We start from the raw sequence: 22,812 nt of genomic DNA, 5'->3' as shown, positions 1-22,812 counted from the left end.
GATCTATGCTGTTGAGTCCCAGCCGCGCGGACTGTATCGTCTTCAGCGTCGACGGCGTTCTCGTCGACGGCGCCGGCATCTCCGCCGCCCTTTCCCGCGCGCTTTCGCTCAGCTGGAGCGAGCTGCTGAAGCGGGAAGCGTCGGAGGCGGTCGACGCGGCGCCCTACCTGCAGGCGGCGCGCCGTCACAACATTTTCGGCAGTCGCGGCGACATAGCCTGGACGCTTCTGTCCCTGGCCATGAAGAGCGAACGGCAACGTCTCGCCGAGGCGCTGCCTGCCCCGGAACAATGGGAGGCCCGCCTGATCGCCGCCGAAGACGGACACGGCATGGAGGATTTCACGTCCACGATCTCCGCCGCCGACTGCCGCACTATCGTCGCCCTTTACAACGACATCTACTTCGGACCGACCGACGGCAAGGCGCCGTTGCTGGAAGACCTGCCGGAAGGAGCTTGCGTCCTTGAAAGACCGCTTTTTTCGACGCGCTGGGACAAACTGCCGCTTCCCGTGGGCATCTGCACCTCGCGCGATCGAGACGAGCTTGACTGCGCCTTACGGACGCTCGGCTGGCAGGACCTGCCCAAGGAACGCTGCGTCACGTCGGATATCGCCCGCAAACCCGACACTGCCGGGCTCGAGAATCTGTGCAGATCGTTGGGCTGCCGCTGGCCGCTCTATCTCGGCAGTCTTCCCGCCGACCTCGAGCTGATGGAAAGCTTCGGCTGCGGCGATTTCATCTCCGTCGGTACGCAGCTCAACCACAACGTCGTCAAATTCCCAAGCGCCGCCGATGCCCTCAGGGCGATCCTCGGCGTCGTCTAGGCGTCACGCGCCCCCGTCTCCGCGGGGGCGTTCTTATTTTTTAAGCGTCTTCGAGACGCGACCACGGCGGCGCAAAACCGAATCACGCAGCGGAGATAAGGGTTGCGCCGCCATCAAAGGAGAGATCTGTATGGCAAAATACGTTTTCGTCACCGGCGGCGTCGTTTCGTCGCTCGGCAAGGGCATCACCGCGGCCTCATTGGGCATGCTGCTGAAACAGCGCGGCTTGAACGTCGGCATCCTCAAGATGGATCCCTATCTGAACGTGGACGCGGGGACCATGAGCCCGTTCCAGCACGGCGAGGTGTTCGTCACCGACGACGGCGCCGAGACCGACCTCGACCTCGGCCACTACGAACGCTTCATCGACGAAAACCTGAGCGGCGCCAACAGCTGCACTTCCGGCAAGGTCTACCTGTCGGTCATCACCAACGAGCGCCGCGGCGATTACGACGGCCGCACCGTACAGGTCATTCCCCACGTCACCGACGAGATCCTGCGCCGCATCACCGCGCTCGGCGCCGCGTGCGACGTGCTCATCTCCGAAATCGGCGGCACCGTCGGCGACATCGAGGGGCAGCCCTTTCTCGAAGCCATCCGTCAGCTGCCCGCGCGCGTCGGCAAGGGCAACGTTTTGTACTGCCACGTGACGCTGCTGCCCTACATCGGCGCCTCCGGCGAGCTGAAGACCAAGCCCACCCAGCACAGCGTCAACGAGCTGCGCCGTCTCGGCATCCAGCCCGACGTCATCGTCTGCCGCTCGCCCCTGCCCGTCACGGCGGAGACGCGCGAGAAGATCGCCCTGTTCTGCTCCGTGCCGCCGCAGAACGTTATCGAGGAGCGCGACGCCGACACGATCTACCGCGTGCCGGAGGTACTCCGCGCCCAAAACTTCGACGCGCTCGTGCTGCGTTGTCTCGGGCTCGACGGCGCGAAGGAGCCCGACCGGAGCGACTGGAGCCAGTTCCTGAGGAGGCGCGACGCCGCCGCCCAAACCGTGACCATTGCGCTCGTCGGCAAGTACACCGAGAACAGGGACGCCTATCTGAGCGTCAACGAAGCGCTGTCCCACGCGGCCATCGCCAACGGCGCCGCCGTCACGATCGTTCCCGTCGACTCGGAAACGCTGACGCCCGAAAACGTGGACGAGACGCTGGCCTGCGCCGACGGCATCCTCGTGCCCGGCGGCTTCGGCGCCCGCGGCATCCCCGGCAAGATCCTCGCCGCCCGCTTCGCCCGCGTGCACGACGTGCCTTACCTCGGCATCTGTCTGGGCATGCAGGTCGCCGCCATCGAGTTCGCCCGCGGCGTGCTGGGCCTCGCCGAAGCCGACAGCTGCGAGTTCAACCCCGACACTCCCGATCCCGTGATCCACCTTATGGAGACTCAAAAGGGCGTCGTCGTGCGGGGCGGCACCATGCGCCTCGGCGCGTATCCCTGCGATCTCGTCGCCGGTTCCAAGGCGCGGGACGAAATCTATCGCGTCGCCGCCGTCAGCGAACGCCACCGTCACCGCTTCGAGTTCAACGAGCGCTATCGCGCCCGTTACGAAGCCGCCGGCATGAAAGTGGCCGGCGTCTGTCCAAGCGGCGGACAGGTGGAGATCATGGAGAACGTCGATTGCCGCTGGTTCGTGGGCGTGCAGTTCCACCCCGAGTTCAAATCCCGCCCCGTCCGTCCCCATCCGCTGTTCGCGTCCTTCATCGCCGCGGCGATGAAAAAACAGCCCGCCGCGGAGTGAGCGCGCCAGGCGAAAAAATATCCAGCCCGCGCGTACGCGAAGGCTGGATATTTTGTATCGAAAGATTTTCGGGCGGCGCAGCTCAAGCATCCATGCCGAAAGCATAGCTGGTCATCGAAATGGCGGCCAGCGTGCGCACGGCGTTGAACACGCAGGGTTTTTCGCCGGCCGACGCGCCCAGCGCGTAAAGCAGCGGCAGGAAGTGATCGGGCGACGGAACGGCGTAGGCCGCGTCCTCGTGGCTCCTGTAATCGATCACGGCGTCGTCGCGTCGCGCTCCCACCTGCGCGCGGATCCACTCGTCGAAAGCGTCCGCCTCGGGCGTTCCGGCGGGGTTGTCCCAGTCCACGCGGCGCAGATTGTGCACCACGTTGCCGCTGGCGAGGATCAGATAACCCTCGTCGCGCAGGAAGGCCAGCTTTTTGCCGGCTTCGTAGGACGCCGATGCGTCCAGAAAGCGGTTCACGCTCAGCTGCACCACCGGCACGTCGGCTTCGGGGAACACGTGCACCAGCACCGACCACACGCCGTGGTCGACGCCCCAGCTGTCGTCGACGCGCGCGTCGAGCCCCGGCGCGGCCAGCACGCGGGCGCTCAGCCCCGCGTCGCCGCGGACGGGGTACTTCAGCTCGTACAATTCTTTCGGAAAGCCCGTCATGTCGTAGACCTGACGCGGCTCGGGATCGGTCTGCACGAACGTGCGCGCGTTGTACCAATGGGCGGAGACCGCCAGGATCGCTTTCGGCCTGCCGAATCCGGCGACGATCCGCTCCCCCAGCGCGCGGAAGCGGCGCGTCAGCTCGTTGTCGGCCAGCGCGATCATCGGATCGCCGTGACCGAGGAAAACCGCGGGCATTCGTTTCATGTGAATGACTCCTTCAAATGAATTCCATTCGAATTTTGGACCTGCCCGGATCATAGCCCGCCGCGGGCAGCCTTACAAGAAAATTTTTCAAACGCTTCTGGACCGGCCGGCGTTCAGATTCCCTGTCCATGAACATGTTGCGGCAAAATTGCCTGACATGTTATTATAAGCATACATTTTATCCAGAGAGAAGCGAACGCGAATGAAAAAAATATGCATGTATTTATGCGAGGCAATGGCGGACTGGGAGCACGGTTATGCGCTGCAGGGGCTGTCGCTGCAGAAGATGCTGCCCGAGAAAAAATACGAACTTCTCACCGTTTCGAATTCAAAAAATCCCGTTCATACCGCAGGCGGACTGACGATCGTCCCAGACGCCGCGCTGAAAGAGATCAACGGAAACAGCGTCTCCGCCTTGCTGCTGATCGGCGGAGACGCGTGGCTGAAAGAAGAACAAAAAGAAGCGCTCGATCTAGCGGCCGCTCTGGTCGAAAAAAACGCCGTAGTCGCGGCGATCTGCGGCGCGACATTGGGATTGGCCGAGCGAGGGATCCTGAACGACAGGGAGCATACCAGCAACTCGCCGTCCTTCCTGAGCGGACTGGCTAAGAATTACGGCGGCCTGGCTCATTACAGGCACGTCCCGGCCGTTTGCGACGGGAATCTGATAACGGCCGGCTCGGCAGGCTCCCTGCTCTGGGCAAGATATATCATCGAACGGTTGGGCCTCTATTCGCCAGCGACCGTAAGCGCGTGGTACGACTATTTTTCTACCGGAGAACCCGAATACTTCGCCGCGTTGATGAAGTCTTTCGAAAGGTAACCCCCGTTCCGCCGATCAACAACCGTATGACGTGCGAGCGGCCGCTCGTTTTTATTCGCGCGGCGGCGCGGAAGTTTTTCAGTCCAGCTCCAGCACGCGGCGCAGCTCGGCCACGTCGCCGCTGGCGAACTGCCAGGCGTCCATGCCGCAGTCGACGGCCCCCTGCACGTTCCATGTCAGGTCGTCGATGAAGAGGCAGTCGGCCGGGTCCAGGCCGTAGCGCTCGAAAAAAAGCCGATAGATCCATTTCTGCGGCTTGACGCACCGTTCCGGCGCGGAGAAGACGACGCCGTCGTACAGATCCGGGCAGGGCAGCACGCGCCGCCAGCACTGCGTCAGGCGCATCCCCGCGTTGGAAAGCACGTAGACGTTCTGGCCGCGTGCTTTGACGGCTTTGACCACTTCTTCCATGCCGGGCTTGGGCCACAGGTTGTAATCCTCCCAGTGCTCGAAGCTTTTCCGCGCGATCTCTCGCACGGCGTCGGAGCTGAGGCGGCGCAGCGTGTACCGCAGCGCCGTATCCTCGTCGATGAGCCCCGCATCGAGCATCTGCCACTCGCAGGAGCAGTACAGCACGTAACGGATCTCCTTGATCACGGCCTCGTCGTCCGTGAACCGCGCGATGGCGCGGCGCGAGTCGTACTCGGACAGCACGTGTCCCATGTCGAAAACGATGTTGCGGTATTCCCTGGCGGGCCTCATGGTCTTCCTCCGAATCTTTCTGCACAATGCGCTCTCATACCGGTTGGGGAAGTTTTTGCGCAATGACGCTGCATTTTTCGCTTCTATTGTGATACTTTACGGCGCGGAAATCAATATACTTGATTCAGTTCGGGGAACATCATCCGCGAAGGGGGCTTTTTTATGATCGCTCAGAAATTCTGGAACGAAACGCACCGCCGCGACCTGCTGGATTTTTACGTCGCGGCCGTGAAAACGCGCAGCTATTCCGATCAGGAGGGCGAACTGGCGCAGAAACTCCTCGCCAAAATGAAGGAACTGGGGTATGACGAAGCCTACGTCGACGCCGCGGGCAACGTTTGCGGCCGCGTCGGCTGCGGCGGCAGGGTGATCCACTTCGATTCGCACATGGACACCGTGCTGGCCGAGAACGCAGACGAATGGAAGCATCCGCCCTTTGCCGGCGAGATCGAGGACGGCATGCTCTACGGCCGCGGCGCCGTGGACATGAAAGGCGGCCTGACCGCGTCGATCTGCGCGGCGGGAGCGGCGAAAAAGCTTGGCCTGCTCGAAGGCAAGACCGTCTGGGTGACAGGCTCCGTCTGCGAGGAGTACTGCGACGGCGTCTGCCTCGAACATTTTTACCGCGACAGCGGCGTCAGACCCGACTTCTGCGTGATCTGCGAGCCGTCCGACAACGTGATCACGCTCGGGCACACCGGCAAAGTGCAGGCGCGCCTCGTCACGCACGGCGTTTCGGCGCACGGCTCGGCGCCCGAAAAGGGCGTCAACGCCGTCTACGAGATGGCGGAGATCATCCAGCGCGTCGAAGCCCTCAACGCCGCACTGCGCGAGAACGGCGGCGGCACCATCGTGCTGTCGCACATCTCCTGCCAGACGGCGTCGTTGAACGCCGTGCCCAACCGCTGCGAGATCTATCTCGACCGGCGCCTGCGCCTCGGCGAGACCACCGCGCAGGTCGCGACGGAACTGGCGGCGCTGGCCGCCGGCAAACGAGCTTCCGTCGAACCCGGCACGCTGATCCACACCAGCTGGAACGGAGCGCGGCTCGTCTATCGGCCCGAGCACGATCCCTGGAAGATCGGCGAGAACCATCCACTCACGCTCGCCTGTAACGCCGCGTATGAAAAGACGTTCGGCGAAGCGCCCGCCCGCTACGACTTCTGGGATTTTGGCACCAACGCCGTCGTTCCCGTGGCGATGGGCGTGCCTACGATCGGCTTCGGTCCCGGCGAATACAAGCTGGCGCACATGACCGACGAACGCTGCGCTCTCGCAAAAGTCGAAGAGGCGTGCTGCTTCTATACCCATCTGATCGAGACGCTCTGAAAAAGGGCGCGAGGATGTTCATTCAAGGAGGAACGAAAATGGAGGCACTGTTCAAGGCGGTTCATTACGAGCGCGGCGCCGGCGCCGCGGCGGCGGAACAATTCGGTCCGGCTCAGGCCGAGAAGGTGCGCGCCTTCCACCGCAGCTTTCCCGAGTACGCCCCCACGCCGCTGGCCGACCTGCCGCATCTGGCGCGCGAACTGGGGATCGCTTCGCTGCACGTCAAAGATGAAAGCTACCGCTTCGGCCTCAACGCTTTCAAAGTGCTCGGCGGCAGCTACTGCCTCGGCCGCTGCGTCGCCGAACGGCTCGGGCTCGATCCCGATTCGCTGACCTTCGCGGAGCTGACCAGCCCCGAAGTGCTGGCGAAGATCGACGGCTCCACCTTCGTCACCGCCACCGACGGCAACCACGGCCGCGGCGTGGCCTGGACGGCCGCCAAGCTGAAACAGCGTTGCGTCGTTTACATGCCCAAGGGCAGCGCCGCCGAGCGCCTCGAGAACATCCGCAGGACAGGCGCCGACGCGTCGATTACGGAATTCAATTACAACGATACCGTGGCGCTGGCCCGCGATACCGCCGCGAAGAACGGCTGGACGCTGGTGCAGGACACTTCCTGGCCGGGCTACGAGGAGATCCCTCTGCGGATCATGCAGGGCTATCTGACCATGACGCTGGAGACGGCGGAGCAGCTGGGCGGCAAAAAGCCCACGCACGTGTTCCTGCAGGCCGGCGTCGGTTCCATGCCGGCCGCGGCGGCGGCGTTCTTCGCCAATCTGTACGGCGCGGAACGCCCGATCGTCACCATCGTCGAGTCGAATCAGGCCGACTGCATCTACCGCACCGCCGCGGCGCGGGACGGCAAGATCCATGCCGTAAACGGCGACATGCGCACGATCATGGCCGGGCTGGCCTGCGGCGTGCCGGGCATGACGGCCTGGGAGCTGCTGCGGCGCTGCGCCGACAACTTCGTCTCCATGCCCGACTACCCGGCCGCGCAGGGTATGCGCATCCTCGGCGCGCCGCTGCCCGGCGATCCGCGCGTGATCTCCGGCGAAAGCGGCGCTTCCGCCTTCGGCCTGGTGACCGAGGTCCTGCGCAGCCCCGGGCTGAAATGGCTCAAGGAGCAGCTGCGCCTCGACGAAAACTCGCGCGTGCTCTGCTTTTCCACCGAAGGCGCTACCGACCGCGCCAACTACCGCCGCATCGTCTGGGACGGCGCGTTTGCGCGGGACCGTTCGGTTTCTTGATCGATAAGGTTAAATCGAAAACCTGTACGACCGGGCTGCGGCGAAGGGAAAAGTCTTTCGCCGCAGCCCGGTTTGTATCCGCCACGTTTTTATCGTTGACTTCATCGGAAGCTCCCGCTAAAATTTAATTACGCAGACACTTAATTAAAGGAGCGTGCAAAATGGATCATCTGGTTCTTTTCAAAGCGCTTGCGGATGGGACGCGCCTGAAAATCGTCAGGCTGCTGCTCGAACATCGCCGTTGCGTACGCGCGCTGGCCCGCGAGCTGGATCTTTCCGAAGCCGCCGTATCCCAGCATCTGAAAGTGCTGCGGGAGGCCGGCATCGTCATCGGACAGAGGCGGGGATATTTTATGCATTACGACGTCGATCGTCGGACCCTTCAAGATCTGGCCCGGGAAATCGGAGACCAGGCCGCCGCCGTCGAACGGACGTGCCCGCCCGACGAACGGAACCGCCAAAACGCGGGCGCTCGTTGTCGATCGGACTTTTCAACTGCCGGCGAGCGCGAGACGAAGGAGGAGAGACAATGAAAAAGCCCGGCATTCTGCTCAGGCTGCTGCTCGTCTTCATGAAAGTCGGTTTTTTCACGTTTGGCGGCGGCTATGCCATGATCTCTCTGATTGAACATCTCTGCGTCGAGCGGGAAGGCTGGATCACTCACGACGAGATGATGAACGTCGTCGTCATCGCCGAGTCGACGCCCGGACCGATCGCCATCAACTGCGCCACCTTCGTCGGTTACCGCCAGGCCGGTCTGAGCGGCACGCTGGCGGCGACGCTGGGAATCGTGCTGCCGTCTTTTGCGGTGATCTATCTCATCGCCTCCCGCTTCGACCGCTTTCTCGCGATACGAGCCGTGTCGTCCGCGTTTCGGGGCATCAAGCTGTCTGTCGGCCTTCTTGTTTTGGACGCGGGGATCCGCATGGTCCGGAAGATGCCGAAAAAGGCGCGCCCCCGCCTGTTCATGGCCGGCGCGTTCTTAACCATGGGAGCGTCGGAAATTTTCGCGCTGAAAATTTCTTCGATCGCGCTCCTGTCGTGCGCCGCTCTGCTGAGCCTCGCGCTGTTTTCAGCGGGAAACCTTCTCCGCGCCGGGAGAGAAGAAAAATGATCCTTGCCGATCTGCTGTGCGCTTTTCTCAAGGTGGGCTTTTTCGCTTTCGGCGGCGCCTACGGAGCCATCCCTCTCATCCGCGACGTCGTTCTGTCTTACGGCTGGCTCAGCGAGGAGCGACTGAGCTACTGGATCGCCGTCAGCGAAAGCACGCCCGGCCCCATTATGGTCAATCTGGCGACCTGCGTCGGCAGCCAACAGGCCAGCATTCCGGGAGCGCTTGTCGCCACTGCCGCCGTCGTGCTGCCGTCTTTCGTCATGATCCTGCTGGTCATGGGCTTCTTCAGCGCCGCGTTCCGCAACCGACGTTTCCAGGCCGTCCTATCCGGCCTGAAACCGGCCGTGATCGGCATCGTCCTCGCGGCCGGCGTCAGCATGACCGTTCATAACTGCCTGCACAAGGAGGCGGGCGGAGCCGACGTAAAGGCCATGGCTCTTTCGGCCCTTTTGGCGGCAGCGTTTTTCTTCCCCATCCTGCCGCATCGGCGGAGAATATCGCCGATCGCGCTGATCATTCTGTCAGCCTTCCTCGGCATCGCCGCATACGGATCCTGACACCGATTTTCAATTACGGCTTTCGACTGAAAATCAACGTCAGTATCGCATGCGCAAAAAAATCCCCTGCAGTCGCCAGGCTGCAGGGGATTTTTCGACGAGCGGGGATTCGCGTCCTCGCGCTTTTTTACGGCTGCGGCGCGGCGAACAGGCTGCGCACGTCGACGGCACGCTCCATCATGCCCTGCGCGGCCATGAAGTCGACGGTGCGCTGCAGTCCCGCGGCGTCGGCGGGAGTGATCTCCATGGAGAAATCGTAGAGCGGCAGCTGCGCTTCCACGTCTTCGCGGCTCAGGTCCAGTTCCTCGGCGGCGATGCGCACGGCCTCGCCGCGATGATCGGCGATCCATCGCAGCGTCTCGCGACGGGCGGCGAGGAATTTTTCCACCAGGTCGGGATGGTCGCGCAGCATCGCTTCCGTGGTGACGGAAAGCACTTCGCCGCCGACCAGCCCGTCACCGTCGCGCAGCACCGTGTAGCCGTCGCGGGCCATCCGCCAGGCCGGCACGCCGGTGACGAGCGCGGCGTCGACCCTGCCGGCGGCGAGAGCGGCCGCCGCCGCGGGCACGTTCATGGAGACGAATTCCACGTCTTTGACGGTCATGCCGGCTTCGGCCAGCCAGAGGGCGAGCAGTTCGTGCAGGATGGTGCCGCGCGGCCCGGCGACGGTTCTGCCGCGCAAATCTTCGGGACGCGCCAGCGGCGAATCCTTGGGCGCGAGGATCTTGAAACTCCGCGGCGAGCGCGCGAAGATGCCGAGGATCCTGAACGGCGCGCCGCTGGCCGCCGACAGGAAGACGTTGGTGGAGCCGGCCGCGGGCAGGAACTGAACGTCGCCGGCGGCGAGAGCGTGGGCCTGCTCGGGCCCGTTCCTGAGGACGACGTATTCCACGGGCTGGCCGAAATGCTTTGCGAACAGTCCGAGGCGTTTCTCGACCATGGAGGGGACGTTGAGCGGCGGCGTGATGTAGGTTACGGCGATCTTGCCGTCAGCGCGCGCGGGCAGGGAGGCAAGCGCCAGCAGCAGCGCGGCGGCACATTCTTTCAGACGTCCGTTCATCGTCGGCCCCCTTATCGATGAGCGTACTGGGCGATCTCTACGAGATTGCCGTCGGGGTCGCGCGCGTAAACGCTCCGCATCGGACCGCGGGCGCCGTTCCTGTCGACAACGCCCGCGACGATGGACACGCCTTTGGCGACGAGTTCGGCTTTGACGGTTTCGATGTCGTCCGTCGTGATCAGGCAGAAGTCGAGGCTGCCGGGGAGGGGACGTTCCGCCGCCGGCAGGAACTCGGCGGGGCGGGTGTGAACGTTGATCTTGCGGGCGCCGAAATGGAAGGCACCGCGGCCGTCCCTCTCGCGATACTCCATGCCGAGCGCGCCGCAGTAGAAGCGGCGGCAGGATTCGAGGTCGGCCGTGGTGAGAACGAGATGATCAAAGTCCATGATGCGCATGGGATAACCTCCTTTGCGCGAGCGCCGCGCTGCGGCGCGATTTTTTGCAGCTGCACGATCTCCTCCGGAGATCATTCGCTGCATCAGCTGGGCGTCAGCAGGCGCAGCTGACGATAGTAAATAAACGAGCGCAGGGCCTGCGGCCCGGCGAGGCCGAGCGCTCTTTGGCGCGCCTGCGTGCGCGTGAGCGCGTCGAAATCCTTGTCGGTCAGCTGCGGCGAGAAGGAACGCCCGCGGCGCAGTTCTTCGCCCCGAGCGGCGTCAAGACCGGCAGCCCGCGCCAGAAGCGCCGCCGCTTCTCCATCCCGTTCCAGCCATTCGGCCGCGTCGGCCTGCGCGTCCATGAAAGCGCGCACGGCATCGTTGTGATCCATGATGAACTGGCCGGTCGTGACGGAGACCAGTTCGTCGTCTTCCGCCGTGTGTCCGGCACGTTCCGGCCGCGGGCGGCAGGCGACGGTGACGATGCGCAACGCCTGGCCCCGGGCGGCAGCCGCGAAGACTTTTGAGGCGCGGATCGAAGCGACGATGTGGACGCGCCCTTCGGCCAGAGCCGTCAGCTGCTCTTCGTCGCCGGCGCAGAAAACTTTCTCCACCGGCAGGTCGAGATGGTCGCGCCACAGCAGTTCCGGCGCGGCGGCCAGCACGGAGAGACGCTCCGCGCCCGGCGCGAAGGCGACGCGCAGCCGCTCCAGCGGCGCGGGGACCGCCCGGACGGGCGCGGCGGACACAAGCCAGAACAGACACAGCCATAAATATTTTTTCATCTTTTCCCCTCTTTCCTGTTAAGAGTCTGATTCATGATGCGCGCGAGAATCTCCCGGCGCAGCCTGCCCACTTCGGGCAGCGAAAGATCGCGCGGATAGGGCAGTGAGCCGAGGTCGTAGCGAGCGTCGATGACGCCGCGGTCGAGGACGACGATCCGGCGCCCGAGCAGCAGCGCCTCGTCGATGCTGTGAGTGACGAAAACCACGGTGACGCCGGTGCGTTGGTACAGTTCGACGAGCAGTTCCTGCATGGTCATGCGCGTAAAGTAGTCGAGCGCCGCGAACGGTTCGTCCATGAGCAGCACGCCGGGGTCGAGCGCCAGCGCGCGGGCCAGCGCGGCGCGGTGCTGCATGCCGCCGGAAAGCTGCGCCGGCCTGACGTTCTCGAAGCCGTCGAGGCGAACGGCGCGGATCAGCTCCATGATGCGCGCCCTTTCGGGCTTTTCGACGCCGAAGGCCACGTTGTCGTACACGTTCAGCCACGGCATCAGGCGCGGCTCCTGAAAGACCATGCCGACGCGGGCGCGCTCCGGGGCGCGCACCTCGCCCTCGTAGGACTCCAGCCCGGCGAGGATGCGCAGCAGCGTGGTCTTGCCGCAGCCGCTGCGGCCGGCCACGACCACGAAGTCCCCGTCTTCCAGCGTCAGGTCCAGCCCGCGCAGCACGGGCAGCTTTTCGCCGCCGAGGGCGAAGCTTTTGCGCAGACCGACGATCTCGTACTTAGCCAACGCCGTCGCCTCCCGCTCCGGGCGCGACGCGGGCGATCAGCGCCGCCAGCGCCGCGTCGGTCAGATAACCGACGAGGCCGATCACGAAGACGCCGGCCACGACTTTGTCGGAACGCGACATCTGCTGGGCGTCGAGGATCATATAGCCGAGTCCGCTGGCGGCGGCGATCATCTCCGCGCTGATGATGGCGCGCCAGCTGTAGCCGATGCCGATGCGCATGCCCACGAGAATGTCGGGCACGGCGCAGGGAAACATGATGCGCGAGAACAGCCGCCATTTGGAGAATCCCATCGTGCGCCCCACCTCCATCAGCTTCCTGTTGGCGGTGACGAACCCCTTGTGGACGCTCATGTAGATGGGGAAAAACGTCGCCAGCACGATCAGCACGGTCTTGGACTTTTCGCCGATGCCGAACCAGAGGATCAGCAGCGGGATCAGACTGAGCGGCGGCACGTGGCGCAAGAACTCGACGAGGTGCCCGTAGTACTCGGTGCGCCGCGTCCAGATCGACGCCAACCCCAACGCGAACGCCAAGGCAAAGGAGATGGAAAAGCCGACGGCAACGCGGCGCACGCTGGCCCATAGATCGCCGAGCAACGCGCCGCTGCATGTCATCGACCAGAAGGCGCGCCACACCTGCGCGGGCGACGGCAGCACGTACGAACTCCACCACTGACGGGCGCTCCCCCACCACCAGAGCGCGTACAGCAGCGCCGGCAGGACGCAGCGCTTGGCGAAAATCCGACGGCTCATGGGCGGACCTCCGCGTCGAGACTGACCTTGTCGAGGATGCCCGTCAGCCACGCCAGCGCGATGCCGTAGTTGGTGATGGGCACGCCCTGCCGGCGCGCTTCGGCGATGCGGGCCAGCACAAAGCGGCGGTTGAACATGCAGGCGCCGCAATGGACGACGAGGTCGTAGCCGCCCAGATCGGCGGGAAAATCGACGCCGCGCGCGAAGTCGATCGTCAGCCCCGCGCCGAAACGTTTGCGCAGCAGGCGCGGGATCTTGACGCGGCCGATGTCCTCTTCCAAAGGCGCGTGCGTGCAGGCTTCGGCGATCAGCACGCGCGACCGCCCGGTCAGTTTTTCCAGCGCCCGCGCCCCGGCGGCGAAGGCGGCGATGTCGCCCTTGTAGCCGGCAAACAGGATCGAGAACGACGTCAGCTTTACGCCCGGCGGGACCTGCGGGTAAATTTCGGCGAACGTCTGCGAATCGACGATCACCAGCGCCGGAGGCTCCTTCAGCGACGCCAGCGCCGAGGCAAAACCGTCGGATGTCGCGCAGAGAGCGCGGCATTTCTTGTCGAGCAGCTCGCGGATCGTCTGCACCTGCGGCAGGATCAGACGCCCTTTCGGCGCCTGGATGTCCTGAGGCATCACCAGCACCACCGTGTCGCCGGCGCGGCACAGCGAGCCGGTGATGCTCAGGTCTTCCCGCTCGGGCAGCGCCGTCAGCAGCGCCTCGCGCAGCGCCGCCACGCCTTCGCCGTTCGCGGCGCTGACGGGCACGGCGTCGGATCCGGTCGCGGCTTTGAGGCTTCGCAGCGCCGCCTCCCGCTCGCCGTCGCTCATGCGGTCGATCTTGTTCAGGACGGCGATCACGGGGACGCCTTTCGCTTTCAGCAGACCGACCCATTCCAGCTCTTCGGGACATGCGGCGCCGGCAAAGACCATCAGCGCCACGTCGGTGCGGTCGGCGGCCTCGCGCGTTTTGCCCACGCGCAGCGCGCCGAGCCCGCCTTCGTCGTCGAAGCCGGCCGTGTCGATCAGCACCGCTGGGCCGACGCCGCGGATCTCCATGGCCTTGTAGACCGGGTCGGCGGTGGTGCCCGGCACGTCGCTGACGATGGCGGCCTTCTGGCCGGTCAGCGCGTTGATCAGCGACGACTTGCCGCTGTTGCGCCGCCCGAAAATGCCGATGTGCAGCCGCTCCGAACGCGGCGTTTCGTTCAGACTCATTGGACTCGCTCCCTTCCGCTGAAAGGATCTTTTCAGCCGCGGCGGCGCGCCGTCGTGCGCCGCCGGTGGAATCGGCCCCATTATAGAATCTGCGCGGCCAAAGAGCAACGCGCCCGGCGTTCCGCGCGGCGCGGATGCATAAAATTTTCATTCGCATTTCTTATTTATCTCTTGTGTCCTGCGGAAATTGCTTTATACTGAACGCTGAAATTAAGATTTTTCATCCTTAAAAATCAGGAGTGATACAAACGATGCAGCAGTTCGTGCCCGTAAAAGAAGGGAAAGTCCGCGAGATCTACGACCTCGGCGAAAATCTCGTCATGGTCGCCACCGACCGCATCAGCGTCTTCGACATCATCCTCAGGAACGAGGTGCGCGGCAAGGGCGCCGTGCTCACGCAGATGAGCCGGTTCTGGTTCGACTTCACGCGGGACATCGTCGCCAACCACATGATCAGCACCGACAACGCGGCGATGCCGGAGTTCTTCCGCGCGCCCCGCTTCCAGGGCCGCGCCATGCTGTGCAAAAAACTGAAGATGATCCCCGTGGAGTGCATCGTGCGCGGTTACATCACCGGCAGCGGCTGGGCCAGTTACCAAAAGGACGGGGCCGTCTGCGGCGTCCGGCTGCCCGCGGGGCTGAAAGAGTGCCAGAAGCTGCCCGAGCCGGTCTTCACGCCCAGCACCAAGGCCGAGATCGGCGATCACGACGAGAACATCGACTTCGCGCGGAGCGCGGCGCTGCTCGAAAAGACCTTCCCCGGCCGCGGCGAAGAGTACGCGCGCACGATCCGCGACAACACGGTCGCCCTTTACGAGAAGTGCGCCGCCTACGCGCTGTCGCGCGGCATCATCATCGCCGACACCAAATTCGAGTTCGGCGTCGACGAGAACGGCCGCGTCGTGCTCGGCGACGAAATGCTCACGCCCGACAGCAGCCGTTTCTGGCCGCTGGAAGGCTACGAGCCGGGGCACGGGCAGCCGTCGTTCGACAAGCAGTTCGCCCGCGACTGGTATAAGGCTCATCCCGGCAACGACGGCACGCTGCCGCCCGACGTCGTCGAAAAGACGATCGGCAAGTACAAAGAGGCCTATAAGCTTCTTACCGGCCAAGAACTTTAAACGGCGGCAAAAAATATCCGAGCTTCTTCCGCAGCGGAAGAAGCTCGGATATTTTTTATAGTTTGCCGTTCGTTTCGCGCGCGAACAAAACTCGAAAAATTTCATGAACTCAAAGCCTCGTCAATTTCACTCCCATGATTTACAAAAGCTTCCGCCCGACGCCGACAAAATTTTGTACGTTTTTGTTCGATTTGCGTTCCCGACAACGCTCAAAAGACGCGCGACGCCGTTGCGAGTATACAATATTACATTGATTTTCTTCTTGATGAAAAAGCATTTTCGCTTTATAAAAGTTCAGTATGCTGTAGTGTAGGCTGCGGCAATTTCCCGGTGAAACGGCGTCGGGAAAAAGTTTGACCGCAATTTTTTGTGAGGAGGCTTTTTTCATGAAGAAGATTTCGTTGTCGCTGCTTGTGACCATGCTGCTGTGCCTTGCGCTGGCGGCGGGCTCGTTCGCCGCCGTGACCGGCGCCGAAGCGCCCAAGGGCGATCTGCCGCTGCTGGTGACCAACGCCGGGCAGGGCCCCGGAGGCAAGATGGGCCGTCTGCTGATCCGCCGCGCCAAGGCCGTGGAAGACCTGACCTACAACGCCGAACCCAAGCCCGAAGACCTGGTCGCCGGCGGCTTCAAGACCATGGTCGTGGTGATCGGCTCGTCCGCCAAGGGGCTGGGCGCTTCCGGCATCACCATCGATCAGGAGATCGTCCGTCTGGACGCGATGATGGCCAAGGCCAAGGAGCTGGGCATCCAGGTCATCGCCGCCCACATCGAAGGCAAGGCTCGCCGCGGCAAGCCCGGCAGCGCCGACGAGCGTTCCATCGACGCCATCATCCCTCTGGCCGACCAGATCGTGGTCAACAAGGAAGGCGACGCCGACGGCAAGTTCACGAACCTCGCCAAGGAAAAGAACATCCCCATCACCTATCTTGACAGCGCCATGGATCTGGGCGAATTCGTCAAGATGATGTACGCCAAGTAGAATTTCGCGGCACCAGAAGCTGAGCGCTGGATCCCGGCCTGTGAGAGAGAAGTTTTCGTTTCCCCCGCGTCGCCGATCGAGCGCTCTTTATTGTGACAGGAGGTTCGTAATGTACGCCGAAACTTCTATGGTTCTGGCGGTCATGGTGATCGTCTTCGCCCTGGCCAGCTGGAAGCTGAAATCGCCCGAGCTTTCCATGGTCGTCACGGCCATCGCCGGAGCGCTGGCCGGCGGTCTGGGGTTCCCCGTCCGCCTTTTCGTGGAGGGAACGTTCACGTATTTCGACGTGGCCTTCACGTTCCTGACCGCCTCGATCTTCATCAATTTCTACTCCGAGACGGGCGCCATGGACGCGCTCGTGCGCAAGATGGTGGAGCGCTTCTACGGCTCCAAATGGGTGCTCTTCTTTCTGCTGGCGGTGATCATGCTGATCCCCGGCGCGCTGACCGGCGCGGGCAGCGTCTCCATGTTCGTGGTCGGCGGCATGGTCGCGACGGTGCTGCGCTTCATGGGCATCGGCGACAGGAAGATCGTCGCCTTCATCTACGTCACTTCGATGCTGGCCGCCGTGGCGCCGCCCATCAACCTGTGGGTGATGCTGATGTGCGCCCAGGCCAACATGCCCTACGTCGGTTTCGACGTGCCGCTGCTGGCGCCGATCGTCCTCATCACGGTTTTCACAGTGTTCTATCTGCTGCGCGGCGGCAAGCCCGAATCCAAGGAACAGATTTTGGCCGAGCTGCCCGAAGCGCCGGCGGGCATGAACTGGTTCCGCATCCTCGCGCCGCTGGCTGTCTTCATCGTGCTGCTGCTGCTTTCCAAGTACGCGGCTTTCAGCATCCCGACGCTGGGCATCCCGCTGATCTTCCTGATCAGCACGCTGGTGGCCGTGCTGGTCTCGCCCAAAAGGAGCGGCTTCAAGCGCTGGTACGAGGTGCTCGCCAACACGTCGGAGCAGGTGTTCCCGCTGCTGGCGACGGTCATCAGCGTCGGCGTGCTGGTCAACATCATGACCGCCACGGGCGTGCGCGGCCTGATCGCGATCACGTTCGTGACGCTGCCGGTGGTGCTGATCTACGTCTTCGCGCCGTTCGTGCTGCCCCTCGCGCAGGGCTCGCTCAGTTACAGCAGCGGCATCATCCTCGGCACGCCGTTGATCTTTTTGTTCAACTCGGTCGGCGTCAACGTGACGATCATCGCCACGGCGCTGAGCCTGCTCTACCCGCTGGGCGACTGCCTGCCGCCCTCGCGCATCTCCGGCCGCGTCGCGGTCGACGTTTCGGGCTACAAGGGCAGCTACATGTCGTTCCTTGGGGCCATTCTCGTCCCCTGCATCTTCATGGCCGTCGTCGCCGTGCTCATGCTGATCTACGCCAACAAGCTGAGCTGGCTCATCGTTTACTAGGGAGGATGGTTGAACATGGACGAATTCATGCGCAACGCCAATGAGATCATCCACTACATCTACTTCGGCATGGCCGGAATCTGCGGCCTCGTCCTGCTGAGGGGGCTGTTTTTCAGGAAAACGCGCCGCTCGATCGTTTACGACATCGTCTACGCGTACACGCTGATCCCCTTCATCCTGCGCGCGCTGCGCATCAAGTAGGAGGACGGACACAATGGCTTTCAACTACGAAAAAGGCGCCGTCGCGCGCAAGCTGGCGTTCCTCGCCGTCGCGGGCGTCATGGCCTGGCTGGGCGGCAAAGAATTTTTGGAGCTTCGCAACTACAAGGAACAGGTGGTCGTTTCCGATTCGTTCACGGAGAAGAAGATGCTCTCCGACTGGTTCCCGCCGATCAAGGGCACGGGCGTGGACACCCCCGTCTACGTGTTCGACTCGGGCGTGCCCGGCGGTAGCATGTTCTACCTCGGCGGCACGCACCCTTACGAGCCGGCCACGTCGATGTCGGCCTACGTGATGATGGAAAACATCAAGGTCAAAAAAGGCCGCGTGCTGATCGCGCCGCATGCCAATTACAGCGCCTCCACCGTGGGCATGCTGGGCAACGCCTATCCCAAGTTCTTCCACGTGGAGACCGATCACGGCCTGCGCCGCTACCGCATCGGCGACCGCAACACGGCGCCCGTCGATCAGTGGCCCGACCCGTTCACCTACGTGCACTATCCTTCGGGACAGAACCTCGACTACACCGACTCGCGCAACCTCAACCGCACCTATCCCGGCCGCCCCGACGGCAACCTGACCGAGCAGCTGACCTGGGCGATCATGGAAGTGAACCGCAAGGAGAACATCACGCTGTTCGTCGATTCCCACGAAGCGTCGCTGATGTACCCCGTGGTCGCCACCTACGTGGCCCACGACCGTTCGCTGGACATGGCCATGATGGCTTCGATGGTGCTGACGGCTTCCGAGTTCCCGATGAAGTGCGAAGCTTCGCCCAAGAGCCTGCGCGGTCTGAGCCACCGCGACGCGGGCGACTTCTGCGACTCCTACGTGGTGCTGATGGAGACGCCGGAACCGTTCATCGACCGCGTCGCCGGCAAGATCACCGAGAAGCTGATGATGGACGGCAAGGACGAATTTTTGCAGACGGCGGCCGATCACGGCCTGCTTTACTGCGACTACGACATCAAGGACGGCTGCCCGATGTGGGACCGCGTCGGCCGTCACCTTTCGGGCGCGCTCGAGATGATCAACCAGATGAACGACTTCCTGATCGACGAGCCCGAAAAAGAGCTGCTGGTGGAGTTCCCGCGCCATCCCGACCTGAAGGAAAAGGGGCTGGGCGCGTTCCTGCACGATCCGGCCACGGCCGATCCCAAGAAAGTGTTCCTCGACTGACGCGACTGGTTTTTCGGGCGGCTTTCGGCTGCCCTTGCACCGCCCTCTCCGGCTGCCGGAGAGAAAATGATTTTTCAGGAGGGATTCATTTATGAAACTGAACCGCAAAGTTCTCGTCGGCGCACTGCTCGCCCTGTCGCTGACCGCCCAGGCGTCGTTCGCCTGCACCGTCATCGCCGTCGGCAAGAAGGCCAGCGTCGACGGCAGCGCCATGATCACGCACAACGACGACTCGCGCACGGCCAATTCGCGCCTGTACATCGTGCCCGAGGCCGACTGGCCCGAAGGATCCATGCGCGCGATCGTCAAGGACCAGCACGGTTACCCGGGCGAACAGCAGAAGCTCGACGAGACGCCCCAGGTCAAGCACACCTACCGTTATTTCTCTTCCCGCTATTCCTTCATGAACGAGAAGGGCGTCGCCATGAGCGAAGCCACCAACGGCGTGGACGACACCGACGAACGCGCGCTCAAAGTCAAGCAGATCATGGAGAAGGACGCCGTCGGCTCTCTGGACGCCTGGAGCCTTCAGGACATCGCCCTCGAGCGCGCTTCCACCGCCCGCGAGGCCGTCAAGGTCATGGGCGAGATGGTCGAGAAGCACGGCTTCTACGATCTCAGCGAGACCATGCCGATCACCGACGGCAACGAGGTTTGGATCTTCGAAGTCTACGGCAACGGCATCTGGGCCGCCTGGCGCATGCCCGACGACCACATCTTCGTGGCCGCCAACCGCGCCCGTCTGCGCAATCTGAATCTGGACGACAAGGAAAACGTCATGGCCTGCCCCGACATCGTCGACTTCGCCGTCAAGAACGGCTTCGTCGACGCCAAAAAGGTCGACCGCAAGAACTTCAGCCCTGCCGACGTGTACTGCCCCAGCACCGAGCTGTACGCCATGCGCCGCGAGTGGCGCGTGCTGTCGCTGATCGCCCCCAGCAAGACGTTCGATCCCAACGCCATGGAGCTGCCCATGTCCATCGTTCCCGACAAGAAGGTCAGCGTTCAGGACATCTTCACGATCACCGGCGACTGGTACGGAGGCACGCCCTACGACCTCAGCAAGGGTCCCGCCGCCGGCCCCTGGGGCAATCCGATCCGCTTCGCCAACAGCAGCAAGACCAAGCCCGGTTCGACGTGGGAGCGCTCCATCAACATGATGCGCACCTGCTACGTGCACATCGCCCAGGTCCGCGGCGACCTGCCCGAAGAGATCCGCGGCATCAGCTGGTTCGGCTACGGCGCTTCCGACACCACCTACATCACGCCGCTGTGGCCCATCATGAGAAAGCTGCCCGATTTCTACAACATCGGCGACCGCTTCCACCCCTACGACAGCAAGTCCGGCTGGTGGGTCAACACCCGCGTCCAGGAGATCGCCGGCCTGCACTATCAGGACGCCCGCAAGGACATCCACGCCGCCCGCGACGAGAAACTTCAGCCGCTCTACGTGCTGACGCCCATGGTCCAGGACAAGGCCGCCGAGCTGATCAAGGCCGGCAAGCGCGACGAAGCCGTCTCCCTGATCACCGACTTCGCCTACGCCAACGCCGTCGATTTCAACCAGCGCTGGCAGACCCTCGGCGACGTGCTGCTGGGTAAATACGCCCTCGGCTACGTCAACTTCAAGACCACGCCCTATCCGCAGGAGTGGAACGACTTCATCGGCTACGGCCCCGTCACCCGTCCCGCCAAATAACAAACGTATCCGCGCACAAAGGATCGCCCGGCCAAATCCACTGGCCGGGCGATTTTTCGCGCGCGTTTTGGTGCGGGAGCCGGTTTTATACTAGGGCTTGTTTAAAAAACATTTCAGCTTGTATTATTTCAATAAAATAACACTGGCAGCGACAAGAACAAAAGCGAAAAACGAAGCGTCAAGTTTGTCATAGCGGGTGAAAATTCTACGGAACCATTTGATTTTCTGAAAGAAACATTCAACCAAGTGTCGTTCCTTGTAAACATGCTCATCTATAAACCACGGTTCGGGATTATCGCTCTTCGGCGGGATAGTGTAACTTCCCTCCCGAGAAGTAATGTACTCTCTGATGGCTTGCGAACCGTAAGCCTTATCGCCGATGACGTTGCTCCCTCTGATTTCCGCTTGCCCGAGCAAGGACACAGCATGGCGGGAATCGTGGTCATTGCCGGGACTGAGCAGGAGCGCCAGCGGATTGCCTAAACCATCTACTATCGCATGAATTTTCGTATTCTTGCCGCCTCTGGACATGCCAATCGCTTGAGCCCCTTTTTTCCCCCTTCCGGGGTTTTCCCTCTCCCGTTGGCACTTTGATGTACTTTGCAGGACGTGGAGTCGATAGAGAGATTTTCCATGTCGGCATCAGCGCTTAGGGCGGCAAAGATCGCCTCGAATATTCCCCGCTGTTTCCACAGCCTGAAACGTGCGTAAACTGCCTGCCATTTGCCGTAACGCTCCGGAAGATCTCTCCATGGCGCTCCACTTCTGGCAAGCCACAGAATCCCATTGATGATCCTGCGGTTATCGTATTTTGCCGGGCGTCCACGTTGACCTGATTTCGGGTGTTCGGGCGGCAGCATTCTCTTGATTCGATTCCACTCGCTGGAGGTCAGTTCATATCTTCTCTCTTCCATGAGAAAAGTTTAAGCGATTGGATCGATTTAGGCAACTTTGACGTTTTTTAAACAAGCCCTAATTCTTGATAGAAAGTATTAACATAGTTTTCCGAGCGACTGAACTCCCCCGCAGCCCCTTGCGTTCGGCCTTTTAATTAAGAATTAGTATTACTGCGGCGCCGGCTTCGCAAAACAGGGAACCCCGACCGTCGCCGCGTTCCATTACAGCCGATGAACGTTCCTCATGGAATCGCCCGCGGGCGCGCCTTTTCAAGGGGAGCGGAGCAAGTTATAATAGACTAACTCAATTGCGCGCAAGGAGGGAACACGATGGAACTGAAACTTCGAGAGCTGGAAGGCACGGCGCTGATCACCGTCGTCGCCCGGGCGCGGGCGTCGCAGAACCCGGACGAAGACTTTTACGACCCGTGGGCGGAGGAGATCGTCGGGAACCTGACGCCCGAGCAGATCAAAAGTGTGGAAACGGGGCGCATCAACGCGGGCGTTTTGGTACGCGAGCTGGCCTTCGACGCCGCCGTCGCGAAAATTTTGAAGGAGAAGCCGCAGGGCGTGGTCGCCAATCTCGGCGCGGGGCTGGACAGCCGCCCGTTCCGCCTCGGCGATCTGGCCGCGCGGTGGTACGACTACGACCTGCCGGACGGGATCGCGGCCCGCCGGTCGGTCTACGCCGAGGACGCGGCGCACCATTTCATCGCCGCCGACGTGCTGCAGCCCGAGTTTGTCGAGCTCCTGCCGCCGCGCGTCGATCTGTTTTACGCCTGCGGCGTTCTCATGTACCTCAAAGCGGACGCGCTGAACGAGATGTTCGCGCGGCTGGCGCGGCACAGCCCGGGAGCGGCGGTGCTCTTCGACACGGCCACGCCGTTTTTCGCCCGCCACGCGCACCGCATCGTGCGCGGCGTCAAACCGGGGCTGTTCGGCGGCTGGGGCTTCAAATACGACGCGCGCCCCGAACAGGTCAAGGCGCTGTTCCCCGTCCTCGGCGACATCGAGGTCAGCAATTACGGCGACAGCGGGCTGCTGCGCCGCCTTCACGGAAGTATGAAGCTGTTCTTCCGCCTGCTGCGGCCGGTTTTTACCGACAGCCTGTTCGTGACGGCGCGGCTGGGGGAGCGCCCTCTGTTCTTTTAGACGTAAACGGAACGCGCCGCAAAAGCGTCAAGGGAAACGGCGC

24 protein-coding genes are annotated in these 22,812 nt (G+C 62.9%); 15 read left to right on the top strand and 9 right to left on the bottom strand.

The genetic code is table 11. From position 1 onward, the window contains the following. Positions 1-5 precede the first annotated feature (5 nt). Positions 6-824 (top strand): hypothetical protein, encoded by an 819-nt coding sequence (locus RAH42_RS01580; RefSeq protein ID WP_078015495.1) that lies wholly within the window; start codon positions 6-8, stop codon positions 822-824. A 130-nt stretch (positions 825-954) separates the two neighbouring features. Beyond that, positions 955-2,565 carry a CTP synthase gene (locus RAH42_RS01575; RefSeq protein WP_078015494.1) on the top strand — a complete coding sequence of 537 codons (1,611 nt, stop codon included), beginning with the start codon at positions 955-957 and terminating at the stop codon, positions 2,563-2,565. 82 nt (positions 2,566-2,647) lie between these two features. On the opposite strand, the gene ygiD is transcribed toward RAH42_RS01575, so the two are convergent. After that, the gene (gene ygiD / locus RAH42_RS01570; protein ID WP_317539799.1) at positions 2,648-3,430 is read right to left on the bottom strand and encodes a 4,5-DOPA dioxygenase extradiol; all 783 of its coding nucleotides are present in this window, start codon (positions 3,428-3,430) and stop codon (positions 2,648-2,650) included. A gap of 202 nt (positions 3,431-3,632) precedes the next feature. Between ygiD and RAH42_RS01565 the strand changes: the two genes are divergently transcribed. Further along, entirely contained in the window at positions 3,633-4,253 is a 621-nt protein-coding gene (locus RAH42_RS01565; protein WP_296427316.1) for a DJ-1/PfpI family protein, read from the top strand. A gap of 78 nt (positions 4,254-4,331) precedes the next feature. Here RAH42_RS01565 and RAH42_RS01560 read toward each other — a convergent pair whose 3' ends face one another. Next, positions 4,332-4,955 (bottom strand): HAD-IA family hydrolase, encoded by a 624-nt coding sequence (locus RAH42_RS01560; RefSeq protein WP_296427318.1) that lies wholly within the window; start codon positions 4,953-4,955, stop codon positions 4,332-4,334. Positions 4,956-5,117: 162 nt separating this feature from the next. Here RAH42_RS01560 and RAH42_RS01555 point away from each other — a divergent pair, with 162 nt between their 5' ends. The 5 genes from RAH42_RS01555 (at position 5,118) to RAH42_RS01535 (ending at position 9,205) form a co-directional block, all read left to right on the top strand. Further along, positions 5,118-6,284, top strand: coding sequence for a YgeY family selenium metabolism-linked hydrolase (locus RAH42_RS01555; RefSeq protein WP_317539798.1), 1,167 nt, complete (start codon positions 5,118-5,120; stop codon positions 6,282-6,284). 38 nt (positions 6,285-6,322) lie between these two features. Then, positions 6,323-7,534, top strand: coding sequence for a diaminopropionate ammonia-lyase (gene dpaL, locus RAH42_RS01550; RefSeq protein WP_317539797.1), 1,212 nt, complete (start codon positions 6,323-6,325; stop codon positions 7,532-7,534). A 161-nt stretch (positions 7,535-7,695) separates the two neighbouring features. Then, complete coding sequence (locus RAH42_RS01545) at positions 7,696-8,067, top strand: metalloregulator ArsR/SmtB family transcription factor (RefSeq protein ID WP_317539796.1); 372 nt, start codon at positions 7,696-7,698, stop codon at positions 8,065-8,067. Beyond that, a complete protein-coding gene (locus RAH42_RS01540; RefSeq protein WP_317539795.1) occupies positions 8,064-8,648 on the top strand; it encodes a chromate transporter in 585 nt (194 codons plus the stop codon). The genes RAH42_RS01545 and RAH42_RS01540 overlap by 4 nt, the downstream gene beginning before the upstream one ends. Next, the gene (locus RAH42_RS01535) at positions 8,645-9,205 is read left to right on the top strand and encodes a chromate transporter (protein WP_317539794.1); all 561 of its coding nucleotides are present in this window, start codon (positions 8,645-8,647) and stop codon (positions 9,203-9,205) included. Before RAH42_RS01540 ends, RAH42_RS01535 begins: the two co-directional genes overlap by 4 nt. A 127-nt stretch (positions 9,206-9,332) precedes the next feature. Here RAH42_RS01535 and RAH42_RS01530 read toward each other — a convergent pair whose 3' ends face one another. The 6 genes from RAH42_RS01530 to hydF all read right to left on the bottom strand — a co-directional run bounded on the left by RAH42_RS01530 (position 9,333) and on the right by hydF (position 14,117). Continuing rightward, positions 9,333-10,265: an NrtA/SsuA/CpmA family ABC transporter substrate-binding protein gene (locus RAH42_RS01530; protein ID WP_317539793.1), complete on the bottom strand. Its 933-nt coding sequence runs from the start codon at positions 10,263-10,265 to the stop codon at positions 9,333-9,335. Between the two features lie 11 nt (positions 10,266-10,276). Continuing rightward, positions 10,277-10,660: a VOC family protein gene (locus RAH42_RS01525; protein WP_317539792.1), complete on the bottom strand. Its 384-nt coding sequence runs from the start codon at positions 10,658-10,660 to the stop codon at positions 10,277-10,279. 83 nt (positions 10,661-10,743) lie between these two features. Continuing rightward, the gene (locus RAH42_RS01520) at positions 10,744-11,427 is read right to left on the bottom strand and encodes a hypothetical protein (RefSeq protein WP_317539791.1); all 684 of its coding nucleotides are present in this window, start codon (positions 11,425-11,427) and stop codon (positions 10,744-10,746) included. Beyond that, on the bottom strand, positions 11,424-12,155 hold the full coding sequence (locus tag RAH42_RS01515) for an ATP-binding cassette domain-containing protein (RefSeq protein WP_120372600.1): 732 nt from the start codon (positions 12,153-12,155) through the stop codon (positions 11,424-11,426). The genes RAH42_RS01520 and RAH42_RS01515 overlap by 4 nt, the downstream gene beginning before the upstream one ends. Next, positions 12,148-12,909, bottom strand: coding sequence for an ABC transporter permease (locus RAH42_RS01510; RefSeq protein ID WP_120372599.1), 762 nt, complete (start codon positions 12,907-12,909; stop codon positions 12,148-12,150). Before RAH42_RS01510 ends, RAH42_RS01515 begins: the two co-directional genes overlap by 8 nt. Continuing rightward, positions 12,906-14,117 carry a [FeFe] hydrogenase H-cluster maturation GTPase HydF gene (gene hydF / locus RAH42_RS01505; RefSeq protein ID WP_317539790.1) on the bottom strand — a complete coding sequence of 404 codons (1,212 nt, stop codon included), beginning with the start codon at positions 14,115-14,117 and terminating at the stop codon, positions 12,906-12,908. The genes RAH42_RS01510 and hydF overlap by 4 nt, the downstream gene beginning before the upstream one ends. A gap of 251 nt (positions 14,118-14,368) precedes the next feature. On the opposite strand from hydF, the gene RAH42_RS01500 reads away from it, so the two are divergent. The 6 genes from RAH42_RS01500 (at position 14,369) to RAH42_RS01475 (ending at position 20,721) form a co-directional block, all read left to right on the top strand. After that, a complete protein-coding gene (locus tag RAH42_RS01500; protein ID WP_317539789.1) occupies positions 14,369-15,238 on the top strand; it encodes a phosphoribosylaminoimidazolesuccinocarboxamide synthase in 870 nt (289 codons plus the stop codon). Between the two features lie 386 nt (positions 15,239-15,624). Beyond that, complete coding sequence (locus RAH42_RS01495) at positions 15,625-16,218, top strand: DUF6305 family protein (RefSeq protein WP_120372596.1); 594 nt, start codon at positions 15,625-15,627, stop codon at positions 16,216-16,218. 109 nt (positions 16,219-16,327) lie between these two features. Continuing rightward, positions 16,328-17,623: a citrate transporter gene (locus tag RAH42_RS01490; protein WP_078015478.1), complete on the top strand. Its 1,296-nt coding sequence runs from the start codon at positions 16,328-16,330 to the stop codon at positions 17,621-17,623. A 15-nt stretch (positions 17,624-17,638) separates the two neighbouring features. Continuing rightward, positions 17,639-17,824 carry a hypothetical protein gene (locus tag RAH42_RS01485; protein ID WP_078015477.1) on the top strand — a complete coding sequence of 62 codons (186 nt, stop codon included), beginning with the start codon at positions 17,639-17,641 and terminating at the stop codon, positions 17,822-17,824. A 13-nt stretch (positions 17,825-17,837) separates the two neighbouring features. Further along, positions 17,838-19,022 (top strand): deacylase, encoded by a 1,185-nt coding sequence (locus RAH42_RS01480; RefSeq protein WP_078015476.1) that lies wholly within the window; start codon positions 17,838-17,840, stop codon positions 19,020-19,022. 91 nt (positions 19,023-19,113) lie between these two features. Continuing rightward, a complete protein-coding gene (locus tag RAH42_RS01475; protein ID WP_078015475.1) occupies positions 19,114-20,721 on the top strand; it encodes a C69 family dipeptidase in 1,608 nt (535 codons plus the stop codon). A 123-nt stretch (positions 20,722-20,844) separates the two neighbouring features. Here the strand turns inward: RAH42_RS01475 and RAH42_RS01470 are convergent. Next, a protein-coding gene (locus RAH42_RS01470) for an IS5 family transposase (RefSeq protein ID WP_317539161.1) occupies positions 20,845-21,635 on the bottom strand; the annotation gives its coding sequence in 2 pieces (ribosomal slippage) (positions 20,845-21,264 and positions 21,267-21,635; 789 coding nt in all). A gap of 312 nt (positions 21,636-21,947) precedes the next feature. Here RAH42_RS01470 and RAH42_RS01465 point away from each other — a divergent pair. Next, complete coding sequence (locus RAH42_RS01465) at positions 21,948-22,769, top strand: class I SAM-dependent methyltransferase (protein ID WP_078015474.1); 822 nt, start codon at positions 21,948-21,950, stop codon at positions 22,767-22,769. Positions 22,770-22,812 lie beyond the last annotated feature (43 nt).

The organism is Pyramidobacter sp. YE332 (assembly GCF_033060595.1).
Taxonomy (GTDB): domain Bacteria; phylum Synergistota; class Synergistia; order Synergistales; family Dethiosulfovibrionaceae; genus Pyramidobacter.
This window is presented reverse-complemented; position numbering and strand designations above follow the sequence as displayed.